The organism is Nocardia sp. NPDC051463 (assembly GCF_040681975.1).
In the GTDB taxonomy this organism is placed as follows: domain Bacteria; phylum Actinomycetota; class Actinomycetes; order Mycobacteriales; family Mycobacteriaceae; genus Nocardia.
Genome location: NZ_JBFBAB010000007.1, coordinates 226169 through 244008, shown reverse-complemented (window position 1 = coordinate 244008; position 17840 = coordinate 226169). Strand labels below are relative to the sequence as shown.

Here is a 17840-nt window from a genome sequence, read left to right as displayed (position 1 = left end):
GATGCTGAACAATTCTCATCCCATCGAATTCGACACTGTGCTCGTGGCCAATCGCGGCGAGATCGCGGTGCGGGTCATGCGTACCTTGCGTACCTTGGGAATTCGCTCCGTCGCGGTGTACAGCGACGCCGACGCCGACGCCAGGCATGTGCACGAGGCCGATGTCGCGGTGCGACTCGGTCCGGCCCCGGCCAGGGCGAGTTATCTCGCCATCGACAAGGTGGTGGCGGCCGCCGTGCGCACCGGAGCACAGGCCGTGCACCCCGGATACGGATTCCTTTCGGAGAATGCCGCCTTCGCCGCGGCGCTGGCCGAGGCGGGCATCGTCTTCCTCGGACCGCCCGCCCGGGCCATCGAAATCATGGGCGACAAGATCGCGGCCAAGAACACCGTCGCGGCCTTCGACGTGCCGGTGGTGCCCGGTATCGCCAAGCCCGGCCTCACCGACGAGGAACTCATCGTCGCGGCCACGGATATCGGATATCCGGTGCTGGTCAAGCCGTCGGCCGGTGGCGGAGGCAAGGGCATGCGCCTGGTCGAAGCACCCCAAGAGCTTCCGGGCGCGCTGGCGAGTGCGCGCCGCGAAGCCGGTGCGGCATTCGGCGACGACACCCTGTTCCTGGAACGGTTCGTCACGCGACCGCGGCACATCGAGGTGCAGATCCTCGCCGACCAGTTCGGCCACGTGATCCATCTCGGCGAACGAGAATGCAGCCTGCAACGCCGCCATCAGAAAGTGGTCGAGGAGGCCCCTTCACCACTACTCGACGCGCAAACACGCGCCCGTATCGGCGCCGCCGCCTGCAACACGGCGCGCAGCGTGAACTATGTCGGCGCGGGCACTGTCGAATTCATCGTCTCCGCCGACCGGCCGGACGAATTCTTCTTCATGGAGATGAATACCCGTCTGCAGGTGGAACATCCGGTCACCGAGCTGGTCACCGGCGTCGACCTGGTGGAATGCCAGGTGCGCATCGCGGCCGGACAGAAACTCATGGTCGAGCAGGACGAGATCCGGCTCGTCGGGCATGCGATCGAGGCCAGGGTGTACGCCGAAGACCCTGGCCGCGGATTCCTGCCGACCGGCGGCACCGTGCTCGATCTGTCGGAGCCGCAAGGCCATGGCGTACGGGTGGATTCGGGGCTGCGGATCGGTACGGTGGTCGGTAGCGACTACGACCCGATGCTGTCGAAGGTCATCGCACACGGCAACGACAGAGGTGCGGCACTCGCGAAACTGGATCGGGCACTTGCCGATACGGTGCTGCTCGGCGTGACGAGCAATATCGAGTTCCTGCGCTTTCTGCTGGCCGACCCGGATGTGGTCGCGGGCAAGCTCGACACCGGATTGCTCGATCGCCGGGTCACCGACTTCCGCCCCGCGCCGGTCACCGATGACGACCTCATCGCGGCCGCGACCTATCACTGGCTGCGGCGCTGGCCCAGCACTGCCGGCGACCCATGGGCGGTGCCCTCGGGGTGGCGGATCGGGGCTGCCGCACCCACGCCGATCCGCCTGGCCGGTGGCGATCGCATCGAGCACGTGTACCTGAGCGGGACTCCGGATGCGGCGGTCGTGCGGGTCGGTGACGGCGAACCGGCCGCGCTGTCCGCTGCTTTCGTCGCGCGGAGCTCGGCAACGGCCGGTGCTCTCACCCTCACACTGGCTGGTCTGCGGCGCGAATACCGCGTCGCCGAACACGACGAACAGCTCTGGGTGGCCGGACCCGGCGGCGTCACCGCGCTGCGGGAGTTGGCCGAGGTCAAGGTCCGCGGCGGCGATGAACATGTCGGCGACGCCGAGATCGTCAGCCCCATGCCGGGGTCGGTGATCGCGGCGCCGGTCCGCTCCGGCGCCGTCGTGGCCGCCGGAGCACCGGTGGTGGTCGTGGAGGCGATGAAGATGGAGCATTCGCTCACCGCGCCGATCGCGGGCATCGTCGAACTGCTTGTCGAGCCGGGCAACCAGGTTCGACTCGGCCAGCCCCTCGCGCGCGTCATCGCGGCACCGACCGAGGCGGCGCCCGCCGCGCCTACCGAGACGAATACCGCTGACTCGACACCCTGATCAGCACACCGACACATTCTCGCGACCGAACCTCTGAAAGGAGGATGGCGCTTGCTCTCTCCCTCCGGAACGAGGCAGACACCGCGCCGAACACCCGATGACCGACTTCCTGTCCACGGGCACACTGCCCGACGACTACCGCGACCTCGCCATGACCGTGCGTGATTTTGCGCAGTCGGTGGTGGCGCCGGTGGCGGCAGAACACGATGCGAACCACACCTTCCCGTACAAGGTGGTCGCGGGCATGGCGGAGATGGGCCTGTTCGGCCTGCCGTTCCCCGAGGAGTTCGGCGGCATGGGCGGCGACTACTTCGCGCTGTGCCTGGCTCTGGAAGAACTCGGCAAGGTCGATCAGAGTGTGGCCATCACCCTCGAGGCGGGAGTGTCGCTCGGGGCGATGCCCATCTACCGCTTCGGCAACGACGAGCAGAAACAGGAATGGTTGCCGCAGCTGACCAGTGGCCGCGCCCTTGCCGCGTTCGGGCTGACCGAACCCGGCGCGGGCAGCGATGCGGGCGGCACCCGCACCACCGCCACGCTCGACAGCGGTGAATGGATCATCAACGGCAGCAAGCAGTTCATCACCAACTCCGGCACCGACATCACCAAGCTGGTGACGGTCACCGCGGTGACCGGCCAGTCGGGTGGCAAGAAGGAGATCTCCACCATCCTGGTGCCGGCCACCACCCCGGGCTTCGTCGCCGAGCCCGCCTACAACAAGGTGGGCTGGAATGCCTCCGACACCCACCCGCTGAGCTTCACCGACGTGCGGGTGCCCGCGGAGAACCTGCTCGGCGAACGCGGCCGCGGCTACGCGAACTTCCTGCGCATCCTGGACGAGGGCCGCATCGCCATCGCCGCGCTTTCGGTCGGCGCCGCGCAGGGCTGCGTCGACGAAAGCGTGCGCTACGCGAAGGACCGCGAAGCCTTCGGCAGGCCCATCGGCCGCAATCAGGCCATTGCCTTCAAGATCGCCCGCATGGAGGCGCGGGCGCACGCCGCGCGCACCGCCTACTACGACGCGGCCGCACTGATGCTCGCGGGCAAGCCGTTCAAGAAGCAGGCCGCGATCGCGAAGCTGGTGGCCAGCGAGGCGGCTATGGACAACGCCCGCGACGCCACTCAGATCTTCGGCGGCTACGGGTTCATGAACGAATACGCTGTGGCGAGGCACTATCGCGACAGCAAGATCCTCGAGATCGGCGAGGGCACAACGGAGGTGCAGTTGATGCTGATCGGGCGGGAGTTGGGGCTGTGAACGCACCGGCGCAGCCGCGCAGGATTGTGCAGCGTGGCCTGTGGTTCGAGGAGTTGGAGACCGACGTGGTGTACGAGCACCGGCCGGGCCGCACCATCACCGAGGCCGACAATGTCCTGTTCACCACGCTGACGATGAACACCCAGGCGCTGCACCTGGATGCGGCGTTCAGCGAGCAGCTGCCGCCGTTCCACCAGCGCCTGGTGAATTCGATGTTCACCCTCTCCACCTTGGTCGGCCTGTCGGTCGCGCAGCTGACGCAGGGCACCATCGTCGCCAACCTCGGCTTCTCCGAGATCGCCTTCCCGAAGCCGCTGTTCCACGGCGACACCATGTACGCCGAAACCGTGGTCACCGACAAGCGGGAGTCCAAGAGCCGCCCCGGTGAGGGCATTGCCACCTTCGCGCACACCGCACGCAATCAGCACGGCGATATCGTCGCGACGGCGGTGCGCAAGACGCTGGTCCGCAAAGATCCGAGCCGCGCATGAGCTGGGAGATGGCGGGTCCCGCATGGCTGTTCTGCCCGGCCGATCGCCCCGAACGCTACGAAAAGGCCGCGGCCGCGGCCGATGTGGTGATCCTCGACCTCGAGGACGGCGTGGCGGCCGGTGACAAGACGGCGGCCCGCAAGGCGCTGGCCGACACCCCGCTCGATCCCGAGACCACCGTCGTGCGCATCAATGCCGTCGGCACCGAGGACCACGACTTGGACCTCGAGGCACTGCACCACACCGGATATCGACGGATCATGCTGCCCAAGTGCGAATCCGCCGAACAACTCACCGCGCTGTCGGAGTACGAAGTGATCGCGCTGATCGAATCGCCGCTCGGCGCGCTCGTGGTCGGCAGGGCGGCGATGGCGCGCAATACGATCGGCGTGATGTGGGGAGCCGAGGATCTGGTCGCCGGGCTCGGCGGGAACTCGAGCAGGTATGCCGACGGCAGTTATCGCGATGTGGCACGGCATGTTCGGTCCGCCTCGCTGCTCGCGGCCAAGGCGCACGGAAAGTTCGCCCTCGACTCGGTGTACCTGAATTTCCGCGATCTCGACGGGTTGCGGGCGGAATCGCTGGATGCGGTCGCGGTCGGTTTCGACGCGAAGGTGGCCATCCATCCGAGCCAGGTTCCTGTCATCCGGAAGGCCTATGCGCCGGCGCCCGACGAGGTGGATTGGGCGCGTCGGGTACTCGACGAGGTGCCGAAACATCGAGGCGTGTTCGCCTTCGAAGGTCGCATGGTCGACGCTCCCGTCCTACGGCATGCTGAGCAGATTGTGCGGCGCGCCGACCGTGTCACGCGCGGCTGAGAGTGCCCTGCGGCCACACACCGATTGGCTGAGATAAGCAAGTTCCCGAGCAGGAGGTAGTGCGGTGCAACCACAATGGGAGCCCACCGAACGCGATATCGCCGACGCCAGGATCACCGACTTCGCGCGATTCGCCGAAGCCCGAACCGGCGTCGCCGCCGCGGACTACCGCGCGCTATGGCAGTGGTCGGTCGATGACCTGACCGGTTTCTGGCATGCCGTGTGGGACTACTTCGAGCTGGGCCAGATCGGCGGCGAGGTGCTCGCGAGCGCCGAAATGCCCGGTGCACGGTGGTTTCCCGACACGCGGCTGAACTATGTCGACCAGGTGGTACGCCGGTTCCGCACCGACCGGCCCGCCATCGTCCAGGTCACCGAGGACGGCCCGCTGCGTGAGGTGTCCTGGACCGAATTGATCGACGGCACTGCGGCATTCGCACGCACTCTGCGCTCACTGGGCGTGCGGGCCGGAGACCGAGTGGCCGGATACCTGCCGAACATCCCGGAGGCAGTGATCGCGTTCCTGGCGACCGCCAGCATCGGCGCGGTGTGGAGCGCCTGCGGGCAGGACTATTCGCCCAAGGCCGCGCTGGATCGGCTCGGCCAGCTGGAACCTACGGTGCTCGTCACGGCCGATGGCTACCGGTTCGGCGGCAAGGCCCATGACAAGCGCGATGACATCGCCGCACTCCAGACCGGACTCGGCTCGCTGAAGGCCACCGTGGCCGTCTCGCAGCTGGGCCTCGAGGTCGCCGACACGCTGTCCTGGCGCGAGGCGACCGCCAATGCCGAGACCACCGCTGCCATCATCGAGACCGCGGCCGTCGACTTCGACCACCCGCTGTGGATCGTGTTCTCCTCGGGCACCACAGGGCTGCCGAAGGGCATCGTGCACGGCCACGGTGGCGTGCTACTCGAGCATCTCAAAGCTATTGCGCTGCAAGCAGATATCGGAACAGACGACACCTTCTTCTGGTACACGAGTCCGAGCTGGATGATGTGGAACTTCCAGATCGCCGGCCTGCTCGTCGGCGCGACCATCGTCTGCTACGACGGCAGCCCCACCTACCCCACCCCGGATGCGTTGTGGCACAACGCCGCCCAGGTGGGCGCGACAGTGCTGGGCACCAGTCCCGGCTACGTGCTCGCCTGCATCAAGGCGGGCGCGGTGCCACGCACCGATCACGACCTGTCCGCGCTGCGCCAGGTCGGCATCACCGGTTCGTCGCTGCCGCCCTCGTCGGCAGTCTGGTTGGGCGACAACGTCGGTGCACACGTACAGGTCGCCTCGATCAGCGGCGGCACCGATGTGGTCTCCGCCTTCATCGGCGGCGCACGCACCGTCCCCACCTGGCCAGGCGAACTCTCCGCGCCTTACCTGGGCGTAGCGCTGGATGCTTTCGACACCGACGGCAACCCCGTGCGCGACGAGGTCGGCGAGCTCGTCGTCACCAAGCCGATGCCCTCCATGCCGGTGCGCTTCTGGAACGACCCCGACGGAACCCGTTACCACGATGCCTATTTCGACATGTTCCCCGGTGTCTGGCGGCACGGTGACTGGATTACCATCACCGACCGCGGCAGCGTCATCGTGCACGGCCGCTCCGACTCCACCCTCAACCGGCACGGGATTCGCATGGGCAGCGCCGACATCTACCAGGCCGTCGAGCGTCTTCCCGAAATCACCGAGGCGCTGGTCATCGGGGCCGAACAACCCGACGGCGGCTACTGGATGCCGCTATTCGTGGTCCTCACGCCGGGCACCGAACTCACCGACGAGCTGAAGACCCGCATCAACACCACCATCCGCACCGAGGTCTCGCCACGTCACGTACCGGACGAAATCCTTGTCGCCCCGGGTATTCCACACACCCGTACCGGGAAGAAGCTCGAGGTCCCGATCAAGAAGCTCTTCCAGGGCGCGGACCCGGCTCGCGTCGTCGAGCGCAGCGCCGTCGACAACCCTGACCTGCTCGATTGGTACGCGGCGCTGCGTTAGAGCGTCGTCGACGCCGACGACGGGGGAAACGTGACCGGCAGCGCGGCCAGGGCGCGGTAAAACGGCCCTGGCCGCCATACCAATTCGTCAACGGGGATGGCCAGTCCGAGCTCCGGCAATGCGTCGAGTAGCTGGTCGATGGCGTCCTCAGCGATCTGGTAGCCCACCGACTGGGCCGGACAGGCGTGCGGTCCGATGCTCCAGGCCAGATGCGAGCGGTTGCCCACCCGGTCGCCGGTATTCACCGCGGGGTCGTCATTGCAGGCGGCAATGCTGATGACGACCGGCTGATGGGCGGGCAGCCAGACCCCGTCGATCAGAATCGGCTGCCGTGGATAGGTGAAGCACATATTCGCCAGCGGCGGGTCGTTGAACAAGACCTCGTCGAGGGCATCGCGAGTCGACAATCTGCCGTCCAGGACATCACCAGCGAACCGTTCGTCGACCAGGATCAGCAGCATGGTTTTGACAACCAGATTCTGCAGCGGTTCGATCCCCGCGCCGTAGAGGGCGGCGAGCTGATGCAGCGCCTCCGTATCATCGAGTGCGGCCGAATGTTGTAGCACCCGTGAAGTGACATCGTCACCCGGCTGTTCACGTTTGAGCAAGACCAGCTCCATCAGCGCCTCGGCGAGCATCGCATTGCCCTCCGCGGAGTCGACGCTCTCGATGACAACAGCGATGCCCGCCGCGATCCGGCGGCCGATTTCCGGCGGGCAGCCGAGCATGGCATTGACGGCCTCGAAAACGAGCGGAAAGGCGTATTGGCTGATCAGGTCAGCGGTACCGGTTTCGCAGAAGCTGTCGATCAGCGGCACGGCGATCTGCTCGACGGTGGCGTGCATGGCGTGCCGATCGACCGCGTCGAGACTGGCCGTGTTGACCTGCCGGTAGCGGTGGTGTTCGAGGCCGGCACTGTGCTGCGCGTTCGGACGCCACCCCATCACCGGCAGTACCGGGCAGTCTGCGGGGAGGTCGCGCTCCCAGGTGCGCGGATCGGCCGGGAACCGTTCCGGATCGTGCAAGATCCGTACCGCGGTCCGGTAGCTGATCACCAAAGTGGCAGGCACGCCAGGGGCGACGTCTACCGGCACCATCGAGCCATAGCGATCGCGCAATGCCCGATAGGCGTTATGCGGATCGGTGGCGAACTCCGGGGCGTACAGCGCGACGCGTTCACTATCTGATGTCACCGGTGAGTCGAGATGCGGGACCGGACAGGTGGCGCCCTGGGCGTTCGATTGCGATGCACTCACCGGATGGCTCCTCGTCACGCTCGAAACCGGACGGGCCGCAGCGTATCAGTCGACCGCCCCTACGCGGCGATCATTGCAGAGCCATGAGATCTTGCGCGCCAACTGTTTTGCCATCTTTGGGAATCTTTTCTCGGGCGTAGTGAAGTGGCGGCTGGAGGCAGGGGTAAGAACCGCCTTTCGACTACGCTCAGCGCTGAAGTCGGGTGAGTGGGGTCTCGGTACACCTCGGGTGGGCTATATATCCGGGGTGCGCGGCACCTCATGTGGGCGCCGCGCATCTGGGACGGGGCGGTCCGCGCACTGTTTCGAAGTCAGCGTGAGCGCGTAGCCGGGGTGGTCCTCCGGTCAATGCTCAGGCGCCGTATATCGGCTCCGCCGGAATTGCCTTTGCGATCAGGTCGGCTACTACGAGGCCAAGTCCGCGGGTCCGACGGGCACCGCGATCCATCATGAGACGTCAGCTGCGGATTCGACGAATTGTGCTGCGCCACAATGCTTTTTGAGCTCCGGTGATGGTCAGGACGAAGGATTCGCTGCGCCGCAGGGCCGGGGCCATCCTGGCCTGATCGGCCAACGCCTTGCGGCACACCACGGCCGAGGCCTTGCTCGGGTGGCCCGCGTCGAAAGGCGGCTGTGGGTCGTATTCGATGTCGAGCTGGATGATTTCGGCGCGTTCGCGGCCGTGGGTTTCACCGACCAACCAGAGGGCGAGGTCGATGCCTGCCGCAACGCCCGCCGCGGTGACGATGCGGTCCGCGTGCACGATGCGCTGGTCGCGCTGGGGTTTGGCGCCCAGCAGGCCGAGTGCGCCCTGTGCGGCCCAGTGGGTGGTGGCGGGTATTCCGTCGAGCAGGCCCGCGGCGGCGAGGACCAGCGCGCCGGTGCACACCGAAGTGGTCCACGTGGTGGTTTCGTGCGCCTGCTCCAACCAGGAGAGAACACGTTTGTCGCTGGCGATGGCAGTGGCGGCGGGACCGCCGGGAATCACGATGATCTGGGGTGCGGGAGTTTCCTCGAAGGTATGCGTCACGCCGAGGGCGAGTACTCCGCTGTCGGTGATCACCGGGCCCGGCTCGTGTCCGACGAACCTGATCTCGGTGCCGGGCGCGAACCGCAGCACTTCGTACGGCCCGATCGCGTCCAGCGCGGTCATTCCCGGATAGAGAACGATCGCGATTTGTTGAGCACTCATTGCCCAGCCTCCCACATCAAGCAGAAATCAAACGTTAAACCATTGGCGTTCACTGGGCCTGATGTCGGACCGCGACCTGGGGAAATCATGCGGACCGCCAGGTCGTTACCATTGTCGGCATGAGTGTCGACAATCGCCGTACGGCGCGCAAGGCGGTCAACGGCGACCCGGCACCACGCGAGATCCGGCGTCGACCGAAGAATCGGCGCGCTCAGATCGCCGCGGCATCGGCGGCGGCCTTCGGCGCGCTGGGGTATCACGGCGTAAGCATGGAGGACATCGCCTCGGGGCTCGGCATCAGCTCGGCGGCGCTGTACCGGCACTATCCGAGCAAGTACGCGCTGTTCCGGGAGGAACTGCTGCGAGTGGGCACCGCGATGACCCAGTCCGTCGAGTTGCCGGACACGGCCGCGGACTCCTCGCCCGGGCAGCGGCTGCGCGAGGTGCTCGATTCGCTGATCGCCGTGACGATCGAGAACCGCGCCACGGTCACGCTGGTCCGCTGGGAAGGGCGCTACCTCGAACCGGAGGACCTCGAGGTGCTCACCGAACAGCAGCTGACCGTCGTCGGCGCGCTCGGCGATCAGCTCGCGGCAGTGCGACCCACGCTCAGCGACAACGACGTCAGAGTGCTGCGCGCGGCCATGTTGAGCGCAATCACCAGCATTGCCGACCATCACGCCACTTTGCCGTCGAAATCTCTTGCACGCCTGTTGAATTCGGCCAGTCTGGCGATCAGCACCGCGGAACTGCCGCCCGAGCAGGCGGCGGTGGACCCGGTGCCCGCGGTGGAGATCCCGGATTCGTTCAAACACGAGCTGCTGCTGCGCAAGGCTGTCGAGCTCTTCCACGATCGCGGCTACCCGAATGTCAGCGTCGAGGAGATCGCCACTGCCGCAGAACTTTCGGCGGCTTCCGCGGTGTATCGCTTCTACCGGGGCAAGAGCGACCTGCTGGCCGCCGCGTTTCGGCGCGCCGCCGACCGGGTTTCGGGTGCGATCGGGCCCGCGGTCGCCGCGGCACCCGATTCCGAAGCAGCCATCACCGCGCTGATAGAGCAGTACGTGGAAGGCTCGTTCGCCGAGCGTGCGCTGACGTTCGTGTATTACACAGAATTCCAGCATGTTCCGGCCGACGAGCGAGCGGTGCTGAGAAATATTCAGCGGCTCAGTGTGGAGGAATGGGCCAGGCTGGTGCGTGAGGTGCGCGGAGAACTGTCGCCCGCGGCGTCCCGCTTCCTTGTTCATGCGGCGTTCGCATTGGTGGTCGATCTCGGCCGCTCCTTCGGCACCGAGCCGATCGCATCGCCGGCCCGGGTGGCCCTGCTCATGCAACTCGTCCTCTTCGGGCGTCCCGCGCGGGCGTAGTCCGCCCGCATCGTGGGCGGGTCCCGCATCCTCCCCAAACGTGGGCAGAATGCCATACCGATCGGCCAATGAAGTTATCAATAATTCTGATACTGCTGGCAATAGATACTCGATGTAGAAGCCGGTATCGACGATAATTTGTAATCTTCGATTCAATTCGATCACAGGCCAGAAGAGCTGCGAATACCAAGCATCCGACTGGGCTACCATCGCGGCATGGATGCCCAGGATCGCCGCACTGCGCGGAAAGTGGCCGCAGGCGCGGGCGGCTCCGCACGCGCGGTGCGGCGGCGTCCGCGCGACCGGCGGGCACAGATCGCGGCGGCGTCCGCGGAGGCATTCGGATCCTTCGGGTACCACGGCGTGAGCATGGAGGACATCGCCTCCCGGCTCGACATCAGCTCCACCGCGCTCTACCGGCACTACCCGAGCAAGTACGCGCTGTTCCGGGAGGAGGCGCTGCGCCTGGGCGGACTCAGTGAAGAAGCCGTGACGTTGCCCGCGCAGCTGCGCGAGCGGCCCGCCGAGGAACGTCTCGGCCACATCCTCGACGCCCTGATCGCGGCATCCATCGCGAATCGGCGCAGCGCCGCTCTGTTGCGCTGGCAGAACCGCTACCTCGAGGATGCCGATCGCCAGATCCTGATCGACCAACTCACGGCCACCGATGCGGTGGTTCGGGCACTGCTCGCCGAAACACGTCCGGAATTGGACGGTGCGGACCGAGCGGTGCTCGCGGCCGCCGCCATGAGCGTGATCGGCAGCATCTCCGATCACCATGTCTCGGTGCCGGTTCGTCCGCTGACCACGCTGTTGCGTGCCGCTTGCCGTTCGGTGACCACCTCCGAGCTGCCACCACGGAGCACCGACACCGAATCCGTTGGGGCGAGCGAGATTCCGCTGACGTTCAAACACGAGCTGCTGCTCAAACGCGCTGTCGAACTGTTCCACGAGCGTGGCTATCCGAATGTCAGTGTCGAGGACATCGCCAACGCGGCCGGACTACCCGCATCGTCGGCGGTGTACCGCTTCTACCGCAGTAAAGGCGATATCCTCGCCGCCGCGTTCCGTCGTGCCGCGGACCGGGTTTCGGCGGCGATCGGGCCCGCGATCGCCGCATCCGACAGCCCCGAACAGGCGCTGACGACGCTGATCGAGCTGTATGTGACGGGCTCGTTCGCCGAGCGCGACCTGACCTTCGTCTACTACGCCGAGATCAGCAACGTGCCGACAGAGGCTCGCACAGTGCTGCGAAACATCCAGCGGCTCAACGTCGAAGAGTGGGCGAAGCTGCTCGCCGCTGTTCGTCCCGAGCTCACCGCGGCCGAGGCGCGACTGCTCGTGCACGCCGCGCTCGCGCTGGTCGTCGACCTCGGTCAATGGCTCGGTCCCGACAATCCGGTCTGCTCGCGGCGGCGGGTGATCCACCTGATGCAGCTCATTCTGTTCGGCCGTCCCGCAATCTGATTACGGCGTCCTGCGCGCAGCGAGCGCGATTTCACCTTGTTGACCAGCCACTTTCCATCCACCTTCGCCAAACGCATCACCATCCACAACCGGCCCGGCGCCTACTTGCCCTGGGTGCCCCTGCTGGTGATGGTCTGGCCGACTCGACCTGGGTCAGCTCTGCCTCGATCGGCGGTAGTCGAATGGCGGCCGGAGCTCCTGATTCGAGCCGCCAACCGACTACCCTCGATACATCGCATGCCGGATGGGTTCGGTGAAGTGGTCTGGGTGGTGGTAGACGTCGGGGGCGTCGGCGTAGTAGATGGTCCAGCCGTCAGTGGTCAGCCAGTTGTGGCGGGGGTTGTCCCGTAGCGCGGCGGCGGGGCCGGAATGCCAGGTGGCGCTGTGATATTCCAGGCCGATTCGCCAGTGGCGCCAGCCCAGATCTATGCGGCGGAGGCCATCTCGTGTTCGAACCTCTACCTGGGGCTCGGGGTGCGGCAGGCCTGCGTCGATGCATTGCAGTCTGGTGCGCGACTCCATGGGGGATTCGGCGCGGTGGTCGGCCAGTTCGATCAGTTCGACGGCTTGCCTACGGCCGCGTCTGCCGACCTGCTTGGCCACCTCGAAGGCCAGCTCCGCGCGCGAAAGGCCGCGGCGAAGGGCTAGATCCAGAGTTGCCAGTGCATCCATTCGGTTCGCGGTGCGCGCCACATCTACCGCGGTTCGGGCGGCGTTCGTGGCCACCGAGCCCTGGATCAGCTCCAGTTCCGTGGGGTCGATCCGATCGCGGTGCACGATCAGCCGCCGCGATCGCGACACTTGGCCGCCCAGCACGTGCGTGAGCTGATCGTCGAGCACCGAAAATCCGTGCAACTCGGCTGCGGTGTCGTAGCAGGCCGCGAGGAACGGCAGGCCCATCGAAAGCCGTGCCGCCTCGACGCGTAGCGCGGGTGTCGGCGGCATGGCCGCCTCGCGATACACACCCTGGAAGACCCGCACCCATTCCTGTCGGTCGACTCGGGCGCGCAGTTCCGCGCGGGTGTACTCCCGCCGCACCTGTTGCGCGGTGAACACGCCGAACTGCTTGTCCCGGAATTGTCCCAACTCAGACCGCATCCGCCCAGCATCGACGCTCCCGCCCACCACCCATCCCACCCCACCAGCACACTCACCAGCCCTGTGGACAACCAGCACCCTGCGGATAGTTCGGCGAAGGTAGTCGAAGGGCGGCTCGAATAGGGGCCTCGGCAACCATTCGACTGCGTTCGATCCGGCTATCACGTGGGGTAGCGGCGGTCGATGGCGGTATCAGCGGTGGCAGCGTCCGGTCAAGGGCACAGGGCATGGCTCAACATGCTCGGGATGTCGGGTCGCGACTCCGGGACCTGAGTGAAGGCGTAGGTGATCGCGCGCCCTTCCTGCGTGGCGCCGGAAACCGTGAGGAACCCAAATATCCCGCCGGTGTGGCCGACATACTCTGCGCCACAAGGCAAATGCGTGGACCCGATGCCGAGTCCGTAGTTCATACCTGCCAGCTCGGACCCCGTCGCTACGCCCGCACGCATCTCGGTCAGCTGGGCCGGGGGCACCACCCGACCCGCGAGCAGCTCCGAGTAGAAACGATTGAGATCCGCGCCCGTGGACACCATCGCGCCCGCGGCCCACGGCACCGAGGGTTCGATCCTGGTCACGTCGGTCATCACCCCGTCGACGGAGGCGTACCCCTTCGGGTGCGGCCCGCGGATGTCCAGCTCACCGGGGCCAGGGAGATAAGTATCTTCGAGCGCGAGCGGGCGCAGGATGCGCCGGTTCAGCTCCTCGGTATACGGCGCGCCGGTGACCCGCTCGACCAGCATGCCCGCGACGATGTAGTTGGTATTGCTGTACTCCCACCGAGTGCCGGGCGCGAACACCGCCGGCCTGGTCAGCGCGCTCGCGACCTCCTGTTCGGGGGTCATCGTGCGGCCTTCGAGCGCTGCCAGGTACTCGTCGATCTGCGGGTCGTCGGTCAATTCGGGCAGTCCGCTCTGATGGCGCAGTATGTGGCGCACGGTGATGGCGCGGCCATCGATGCCGTCGCCCACCAGCATCCCGGGCAGGTAGGTGTCGATCGGTTCGTCGAGCCGAATCTTGTCTTCCGCCACCAACTGCAATACCACCGAAGCGATGAACGACTTGCTGATGGAACCGACTCGTGTCCGCTGCGGTGGATCGGCGAGGATCGGCGCGCGAGTGTCTCGATCGGCGACACCGCTGGTCAAGATGACCGTCGCACCATTCTCGGTGACCGTGGCGATCGCCCCGGCCACCCCGGACTCCACCATACGATCGATATCGGCCTGCACGGCCTGCTTTCGGCTGTCGGACACCCCTGGCGTGGCCGGTTTCGGGTCCGATGAGCATCCGACGAGAAGAGTAACCGTGAACGTAGCCATCACGATCGGAAGAAGGCGCATACCTCGACGTTAGGAGTCGCGGCGCAACGCCACATCCGGGCCGAACCCCGAGATTCACCTGATTTCGACGTCGGCCTCGGAGAAAGGGCTTGCGTTGGAGTGCGCTCCAGCTTTTACAGTTCGGACATGACAAACACACAGTCCACAACAGCGGCTTCTACCAGCGAAAATGATCGCTTCGAACGCGGCTCGGCCTTCTTGCGGACCATCAGTGGCACCCCGAATCCCGCGGCGGTCGACAGCCTTGCCGACATCGCACCGGACCTCGGCAGGCTGACCGTCGAATTCGGCTACGGCGATATCCTGTCCCGCCCCGGCCTGACACTGCCGCAACGTCAGCTCGCCACGGTGGCCGCGCTCGCGGCCATGGGCAATGCGGCGCCACAGCTGCGCTTCCACCTCGACGGCGCGCTGAATGTGGGCTGCACGCGCGAGGATATCGTGGAGACCCTCATCCACGTCAGCGTGTACGCGGGGTTCCCGGCCGCGCTCAACGGACTGACCGCGGCCCGTGCGGTTTTCGAAGCCCGCGCCGACCTTCCAGCGCGGACCGACACCGCGCCCGCCCCGACCGGTGACCGGTTCGAACGTGGCAGCGCCCGGCTTTCGGAGATCGACGGCCACGCCGGCGAGCAGGTCATCGCCTCGCTGCAGGACATCGCCCCCGACCTGGCGCGCTACCTCCTCGAATTCGTTTTCGGCGACATCTACTCGCGCCCCGGCCTCGACCTGAAGACGCGCGAACTGACCACCGTCGCCATGCTCACCGCCCTCGGCACCGCCGCGCCCCAACTGGATGTGCACATCCACGGCCTACTCAACGTCGGTGGCACCACCACCGAGGCCATCGAAGTGATCACCCAAATGGCGGTCTACGCAGGCTTCCCAGCCGCCCTCAACGCAATCGCGGTGGCACGTAAAGTATTCGCCGACCGCGCAGTGAGCTGATCGGCGTCTCTCGCCCCCGGCCGATGTCGGTGCCGACACCACACCCCGCGCGCGCGACGAGGGGCCGGCGCAGCCCTCGACGACGGCAGCTGCCTATTTCTCGGCGGCGCGGCGGGAGCAGTAGGCCGACGACGCCAGGTACTGGCGGCAGTGCGCGCCGTGACCCGCGTGGACGGCGAGGACGAAGCGGGCTCTCTCGTAAGTGAGACCGATCGGTTCCTGTGCACAATCGCGGCTCTGCACGAGCCACAATTCCCTGATATCCGAGCGCAATGCGTCCATCTTTCACCTCCAGGAAAAGTAAATGCACCCGACACCGAGGGGCACCGCCGGAACCGCGCTCGACTCGGCTGGATCGGACCGAGTCGGGACCGTGCGTCGGTCTTCCGGAAAGCGGGCGCCCCGACAGGGTTTGGGCATAACCCCCGATGCCGGGTACCGACTAAGCGTGCGCGTTGCGATTCGGCGTATAACAGTCCCGAAACCGGTAAATCCGAGTAATTTCCGATTGAATCAACCTGGCGCGAGGGAGCGAGACCTATGGTTGAGGTCGACTGGACTGGCGAGGAGGTACGCGCTCTCCGCGCGGCGATGAAGCGAAGTCGCTACGAGTTCGCGCGCTTGGTGGGCGTCACCCCGCGCACCGTGGTCCTGTGGGAAAACGGCCGGACAACCCGGATGCACGACGCAAGCAGGCGCCTACTCGACGGGGTCCTGTCGCAGGCCGATTCAGTGGTCGTCGCACGGTTCGAGCACGCGATCCTCGCGGACCGCTCAGCGGCAGGCGAGACCGAAGACACGAGCACGGCGCTCGTTCGTAATACCAAGCTCGGTAGGGAAACTGGGCTCGACAAGGAAGTCGAGGACAACGACGTGAGACGGCGTGAACTATTAGCCTGCGTGGGCGCCGGCCTGGCCGGCCGAGCGGCGGATCTCGTGGCAAGCGAGCCCGAGAAGATGCTGGCCACACTCGATGCCGGATCGATCAGCGAGCGCAGACTCGGCCTGTTGGAGGAGTCGGCGCAGACGCTCGGCACGCGCGTAGTACAGGTGCCGCCCTACGAGTTGCTGCACGCCACGCTCGACCAATTCCGTACTGTGCGAGGCTGTCTCGCCGAGCGACAGGCCACCCATCATCAGATTCGGCTGGTCCGCACGGCGGGCCGACTGGCCAACATCGTCGGTGAAATCCTTTTCAACGAAGGGCATTTCGGCCAGGCCAGGCTGTGGTATATGACCGCGATTCATGCCGCGCAGGACATCGGCGACCGCTACTCGGAAGACATCGCGTTGGCCGGCCTCACCTACCTGCCCACCTACAGCGATAAACCGAAGGAAGTTTTACACCTACTCGACCCACGTCTCGCAGAAAATCCGGGACACGGCCCCGCCGTCGCCTGGTTATGGGGAATGGCGGCGCGCGCACACGCCAGTCTTGGTGACGCCGACCAATTCGCCTATTGCATAAATAAATCTTCCGCCGCACTCGATGACTTCGCCCCCGCAGACCTGCCGGTCGGAATCTTTTCTTTTCGCCCGGAAAAACTCGCCTTCTATCAGGCCATCGGATATTCCCGACTCGGCCGCGCGGAGGAGACCGCGAGTGCCGCGGCACGGGCGATTTCGCTGTACGACCCGCAGGAGACGATGGAACCCGCCCTCGTTCAATTCGAGCACGCGTCGGCACTGCTCAGCTCCGGCGAGGTCGATGAGGCGTGTGCGATCGCTACCCGGGCGATCACGAACGGCCACACCTACGTCGGCCTGACGGTCACCAAGCGCGCCGAACAGTTCGACTCGACCCTGACCGGGCAGCGCGGCCGCGCGGTATCCGATTGGCGCGAACAGGCCCGGCTGATCTGTGATTCCGCGCGGACGCGGGCATGACGGGTCGACGCGTCACACGACGCTGCAGATCCCAGCGTCAGAGGACGCCGAGTTCACAGACCGTCACACGACGCTGCTGCGGGCCGCACGCTGCCGCTTACCCCGCATGACGCCTGCCAACCACACGCCGACCGTCTTGGTAGCGCTGGAATTCGGCATGAGGTCGGCGAAAGGCGCGTGCGCCCGGCCGACTTCGGCGGCATCGGCGATGTAGGCGGACACCGAACTGGCATGGCCCGCCGCCACGGCATGTTCGGCGGTGGCGACCAGTTCCTCGGGCAGTGTCAAGCTGATTCGGCGGGTTGTCATGTCTTCTATCATCCTCGCCTGGGCAAACTCTGTATGCATGACGTGCCGATTGGTGTGATGTGTTGCCGGGGCGCACCGGCCGGCAGGGGGATGTGGGCCGGCGCGCCCCGTTATTCAGTTGGTTTCGGGGTGCATCGCCGCGATCAGCGAATTGGGACGCATGTCGAGCCAGTGGGATTCGACGTATTCCAGGCAGGAGGCGCGGGACGCGGCACCGTAGGCGATGGTCCACCCGCCGGGAACGGCCGCGAAGATCGGCCACATCGAGTGTTCGCCCTCCTCGTTGATCAGGACGTAGAACTGGGCGTCATCGTCGTCGAACGGGTTGTTCATCGAGGGACC

The 17840-nt window shown here is 66.2% G+C and carries 16 protein-coding genes; 9 read left to right on the top strand and 7 right to left on the bottom strand.

Annotation, left to right across the window (positions count from 1 at the left end; translation table 11 throughout):
* Position 1 precedes the first annotated feature (1 nt).
* The 5 genes from AB0M74_RS13285 to AB0M74_RS13265 all read left to right on the top strand — a co-directional run bounded on the left by AB0M74_RS13285 (position 2) and on the right by AB0M74_RS13265 (position 6634).
* Positions 2-2068, top strand: a complete 2067-nt coding sequence (locus AB0M74_RS13285) for a biotin carboxylase N-terminal domain-containing protein (RefSeq protein WP_364905867.1) — start codon at positions 2-4, stop codon at positions 2066-2068.
* A 97-nt stretch (positions 2069-2165) separates the two neighbouring features.
* Entirely contained in the window at positions 2166-3326 is a 1161-nt protein-coding gene (locus tag AB0M74_RS13280) for an acyl-CoA dehydrogenase family protein (protein ID WP_364905864.1), read from the top strand.
* Positions 3323-3817, top strand: coding sequence for a MaoC family dehydratase (locus AB0M74_RS13275; protein WP_328406476.1), 495 nt, complete (start codon positions 3323-3325; stop codon positions 3815-3817). Before AB0M74_RS13280 ends, AB0M74_RS13275 begins: the two co-directional genes overlap by 4 nt.
* Positions 3814-4635: a CoA ester lyase gene (locus AB0M74_RS13270; protein WP_364905860.1), complete on the top strand. Its 822-nt coding sequence runs from the start codon at positions 3814-3816 to the stop codon at positions 4633-4635. The genes AB0M74_RS13275 and AB0M74_RS13270 overlap by 4 nt, the downstream gene beginning before the upstream one ends.
* Positions 4636-4699: 64 nt before the next feature.
* A complete protein-coding gene (locus AB0M74_RS13265; protein WP_364905857.1) occupies positions 4700-6634 on the top strand; it encodes an acetoacetate--CoA ligase in 1935 nt (644 codons plus the stop codon).
* Here the strand turns inward: AB0M74_RS13265 and AB0M74_RS13260 are convergent.
* Positions 6631-7890: a cytochrome P450 gene (locus AB0M74_RS13260; RefSeq protein WP_364905854.1), complete on the bottom strand. Its 1260-nt coding sequence runs from the start codon at positions 7888-7890 to the stop codon at positions 6631-6633. The genes AB0M74_RS13265 and AB0M74_RS13260 overlap by 4 nt on opposite strands.
* A gap of 457 nt (positions 7891-8347) precedes the next feature.
* Entirely contained in the window at positions 8348-9082 is a 735-nt protein-coding gene (locus AB0M74_RS13255; RefSeq protein WP_364905851.1) for a DJ-1/PfpI family protein, read from the bottom strand.
* A gap of 119 nt (positions 9083-9201) precedes the next feature.
* Here AB0M74_RS13255 and AB0M74_RS13250 point away from each other — a divergent pair, with 119 nt between their 5' ends.
* Both AB0M74_RS13250 and AB0M74_RS13245 read left to right on the top strand, forming a co-directional pair.
* A complete protein-coding gene (locus tag AB0M74_RS13250) occupies positions 9202-10449 on the top strand; it encodes a TetR family transcriptional regulator (RefSeq protein ID WP_364905848.1) in 1248 nt (415 codons plus the stop codon).
* 216 nt (positions 10450-10665) lie between these two features.
* The gene (locus tag AB0M74_RS13245; protein ID WP_364905846.1) at positions 10666-11916 is read left to right on the top strand and encodes a TetR/AcrR family transcriptional regulator; all 1251 of its coding nucleotides are present in this window, start codon (positions 10666-10668) and stop codon (positions 11914-11916) included.
* A 219-nt stretch (positions 11917-12135) separates the two neighbouring features.
* On the opposite strand, the gene AB0M74_RS13240 is transcribed toward AB0M74_RS13245, so the two are convergent.
* Both AB0M74_RS13240 and AB0M74_RS13235 read right to left on the bottom strand, forming a co-directional pair.
* Positions 12136-13014, bottom strand: coding sequence for a hypothetical protein (locus AB0M74_RS13240; protein WP_364905843.1), 879 nt, complete (start codon positions 13012-13014; stop codon positions 12136-12138).
* A 212-nt stretch (positions 13015-13226) separates the two neighbouring features.
* Entirely contained in the window at positions 13227-14354 is a 1128-nt protein-coding gene (locus AB0M74_RS13235; protein WP_364905841.1) for a serine hydrolase domain-containing protein, read from the bottom strand.
* Between the two features lie 126 nt (positions 14355-14480).
* Here AB0M74_RS13235 and AB0M74_RS13230 point away from each other — a divergent pair, with 126 nt between their 5' ends.
* Positions 14481-15302 carry a carboxymuconolactone decarboxylase family protein gene (locus AB0M74_RS13230; RefSeq protein WP_364905840.1) on the top strand — a complete coding sequence of 274 codons (822 nt, stop codon included), beginning with the start codon at positions 14481-14483 and terminating at the stop codon, positions 15300-15302.
* Between the two features lie 93 nt (positions 15303-15395).
* Here the strand turns inward: AB0M74_RS13230 and AB0M74_RS13225 are convergent, their stop codons facing one another.
* Positions 15396-15584: a hypothetical protein gene (locus AB0M74_RS13225; protein WP_364905838.1), complete on the bottom strand. Its 189-nt coding sequence runs from the start codon at positions 15582-15584 to the stop codon at positions 15396-15398.
* 258 nt (positions 15585-15842) lie between these two features.
* On the opposite strand from AB0M74_RS13225, the gene AB0M74_RS13220 reads away from it, so the two are divergent.
* The gene (locus AB0M74_RS13220) at positions 15843-17189 is read left to right on the top strand and encodes a helix-turn-helix transcriptional regulator (RefSeq protein WP_364905836.1); all 1347 of its coding nucleotides are present in this window, start codon (positions 15843-15845) and stop codon (positions 17187-17189) included.
* Between the two features lie 63 nt (positions 17190-17252).
* On the opposite strand, the gene AB0M74_RS13215 is transcribed toward AB0M74_RS13220, so the two are convergent.
* Entirely contained in the window at positions 17253-17498 is a 246-nt protein-coding gene (locus AB0M74_RS13215; RefSeq protein WP_364905834.1) for a ribbon-helix-helix domain-containing protein, read from the bottom strand.
* Positions 17499-17612: 114 nt separating this feature from the next.
* Entirely contained in the window at positions 17613-17831 is a 219-nt protein-coding gene (locus AB0M74_RS13210) for an MbtH family protein (RefSeq protein ID WP_364905831.1), read from the bottom strand.
* Positions 17832-17840: the final 9 nt, after the last annotated feature.

What these genes read in the sequence shown, in the direction of transcription:
- AB0M74_RS13285 (WP_364905867.1), top strand. Translation starts at nt 2, where the DNA reads ATGCTGAACAATTCTCATCCCATCGAATTCGACACTGTGCTCGTGGCC.
- AB0M74_RS13280 (WP_364905864.1), top strand. Translation starts at nt 2,166, where the DNA reads ATGACCGACTTCCTGTCCACGGGCACACTGCCCGACGACTACCGCGAC.
- AB0M74_RS13270 (WP_364905860.1), top strand. Translation starts at nt 3,814, where the DNA reads ATGAGCTGGGAGATGGCGGGTCCCGCATGGCTGTTCTGCCCGGCCGAT.
- AB0M74_RS13255 (WP_364905851.1), bottom strand. Translation starts at nt 9,082, where the DNA reads ATGAGTGCTCAACAAATCGCGATCGTTCTCTATCCGGGAATGACCGCG.
- AB0M74_RS13250 (WP_364905848.1), top strand. Translation starts at nt 9,202, where the DNA reads ATGAGTGTCGACAATCGCCGTACGGCGCGCAAGGCGGTCAACGGCGAC.
- AB0M74_RS13245 (WP_364905846.1), top strand. Translation starts at nt 10,666, where the DNA reads ATGGATGCCCAGGATCGCCGCACTGCGCGGAAAGTGGCCGCAGGCGCG.
- AB0M74_RS13240 (WP_364905843.1), bottom strand. Translation starts at nt 13,014, where the DNA reads ATGCGGTCTGAGTTGGGACAATTCCGGGACAAGCAGTTCGGCGTGTTC.
- AB0M74_RS13235 (WP_364905841.1), bottom strand. Translation starts at nt 14,354, where the DNA reads ATGCGCCTTCTTCCGATCGTGATGGCTACGTTCACGGTTACTCTTCTC.
- AB0M74_RS13230 (WP_364905840.1), top strand. Translation starts at nt 14,481, where the DNA reads ATGACAAACACACAGTCCACAACAGCGGCTTCTACCAGCGAAAATGAT.
- AB0M74_RS13225 (WP_364905838.1), bottom strand. Translation starts at nt 15,584, where the DNA reads ATGGACGCATTGCGCTCGGATATCAGGGAATTGTGGCTCGTGCAGAGC.
- AB0M74_RS13220 (WP_364905836.1), top strand. Translation starts at nt 15,843, where the DNA reads ATGGTTGAGGTCGACTGGACTGGCGAGGAGGTACGCGCTCTCCGCGCG.
- AB0M74_RS13215 (WP_364905834.1), bottom strand. Translation starts at nt 17,498, where the DNA reads ATGACAACCCGCCGAATCAGCTTGACACTGCCCGAGGAACTGGTCGCC.
- AB0M74_RS13210 (WP_364905831.1), bottom strand. Translation starts at nt 17,831, where the DNA reads ATGAACAACCCGTTCGACGACGATGACGCCCAGTTCTACGTCCTGATC.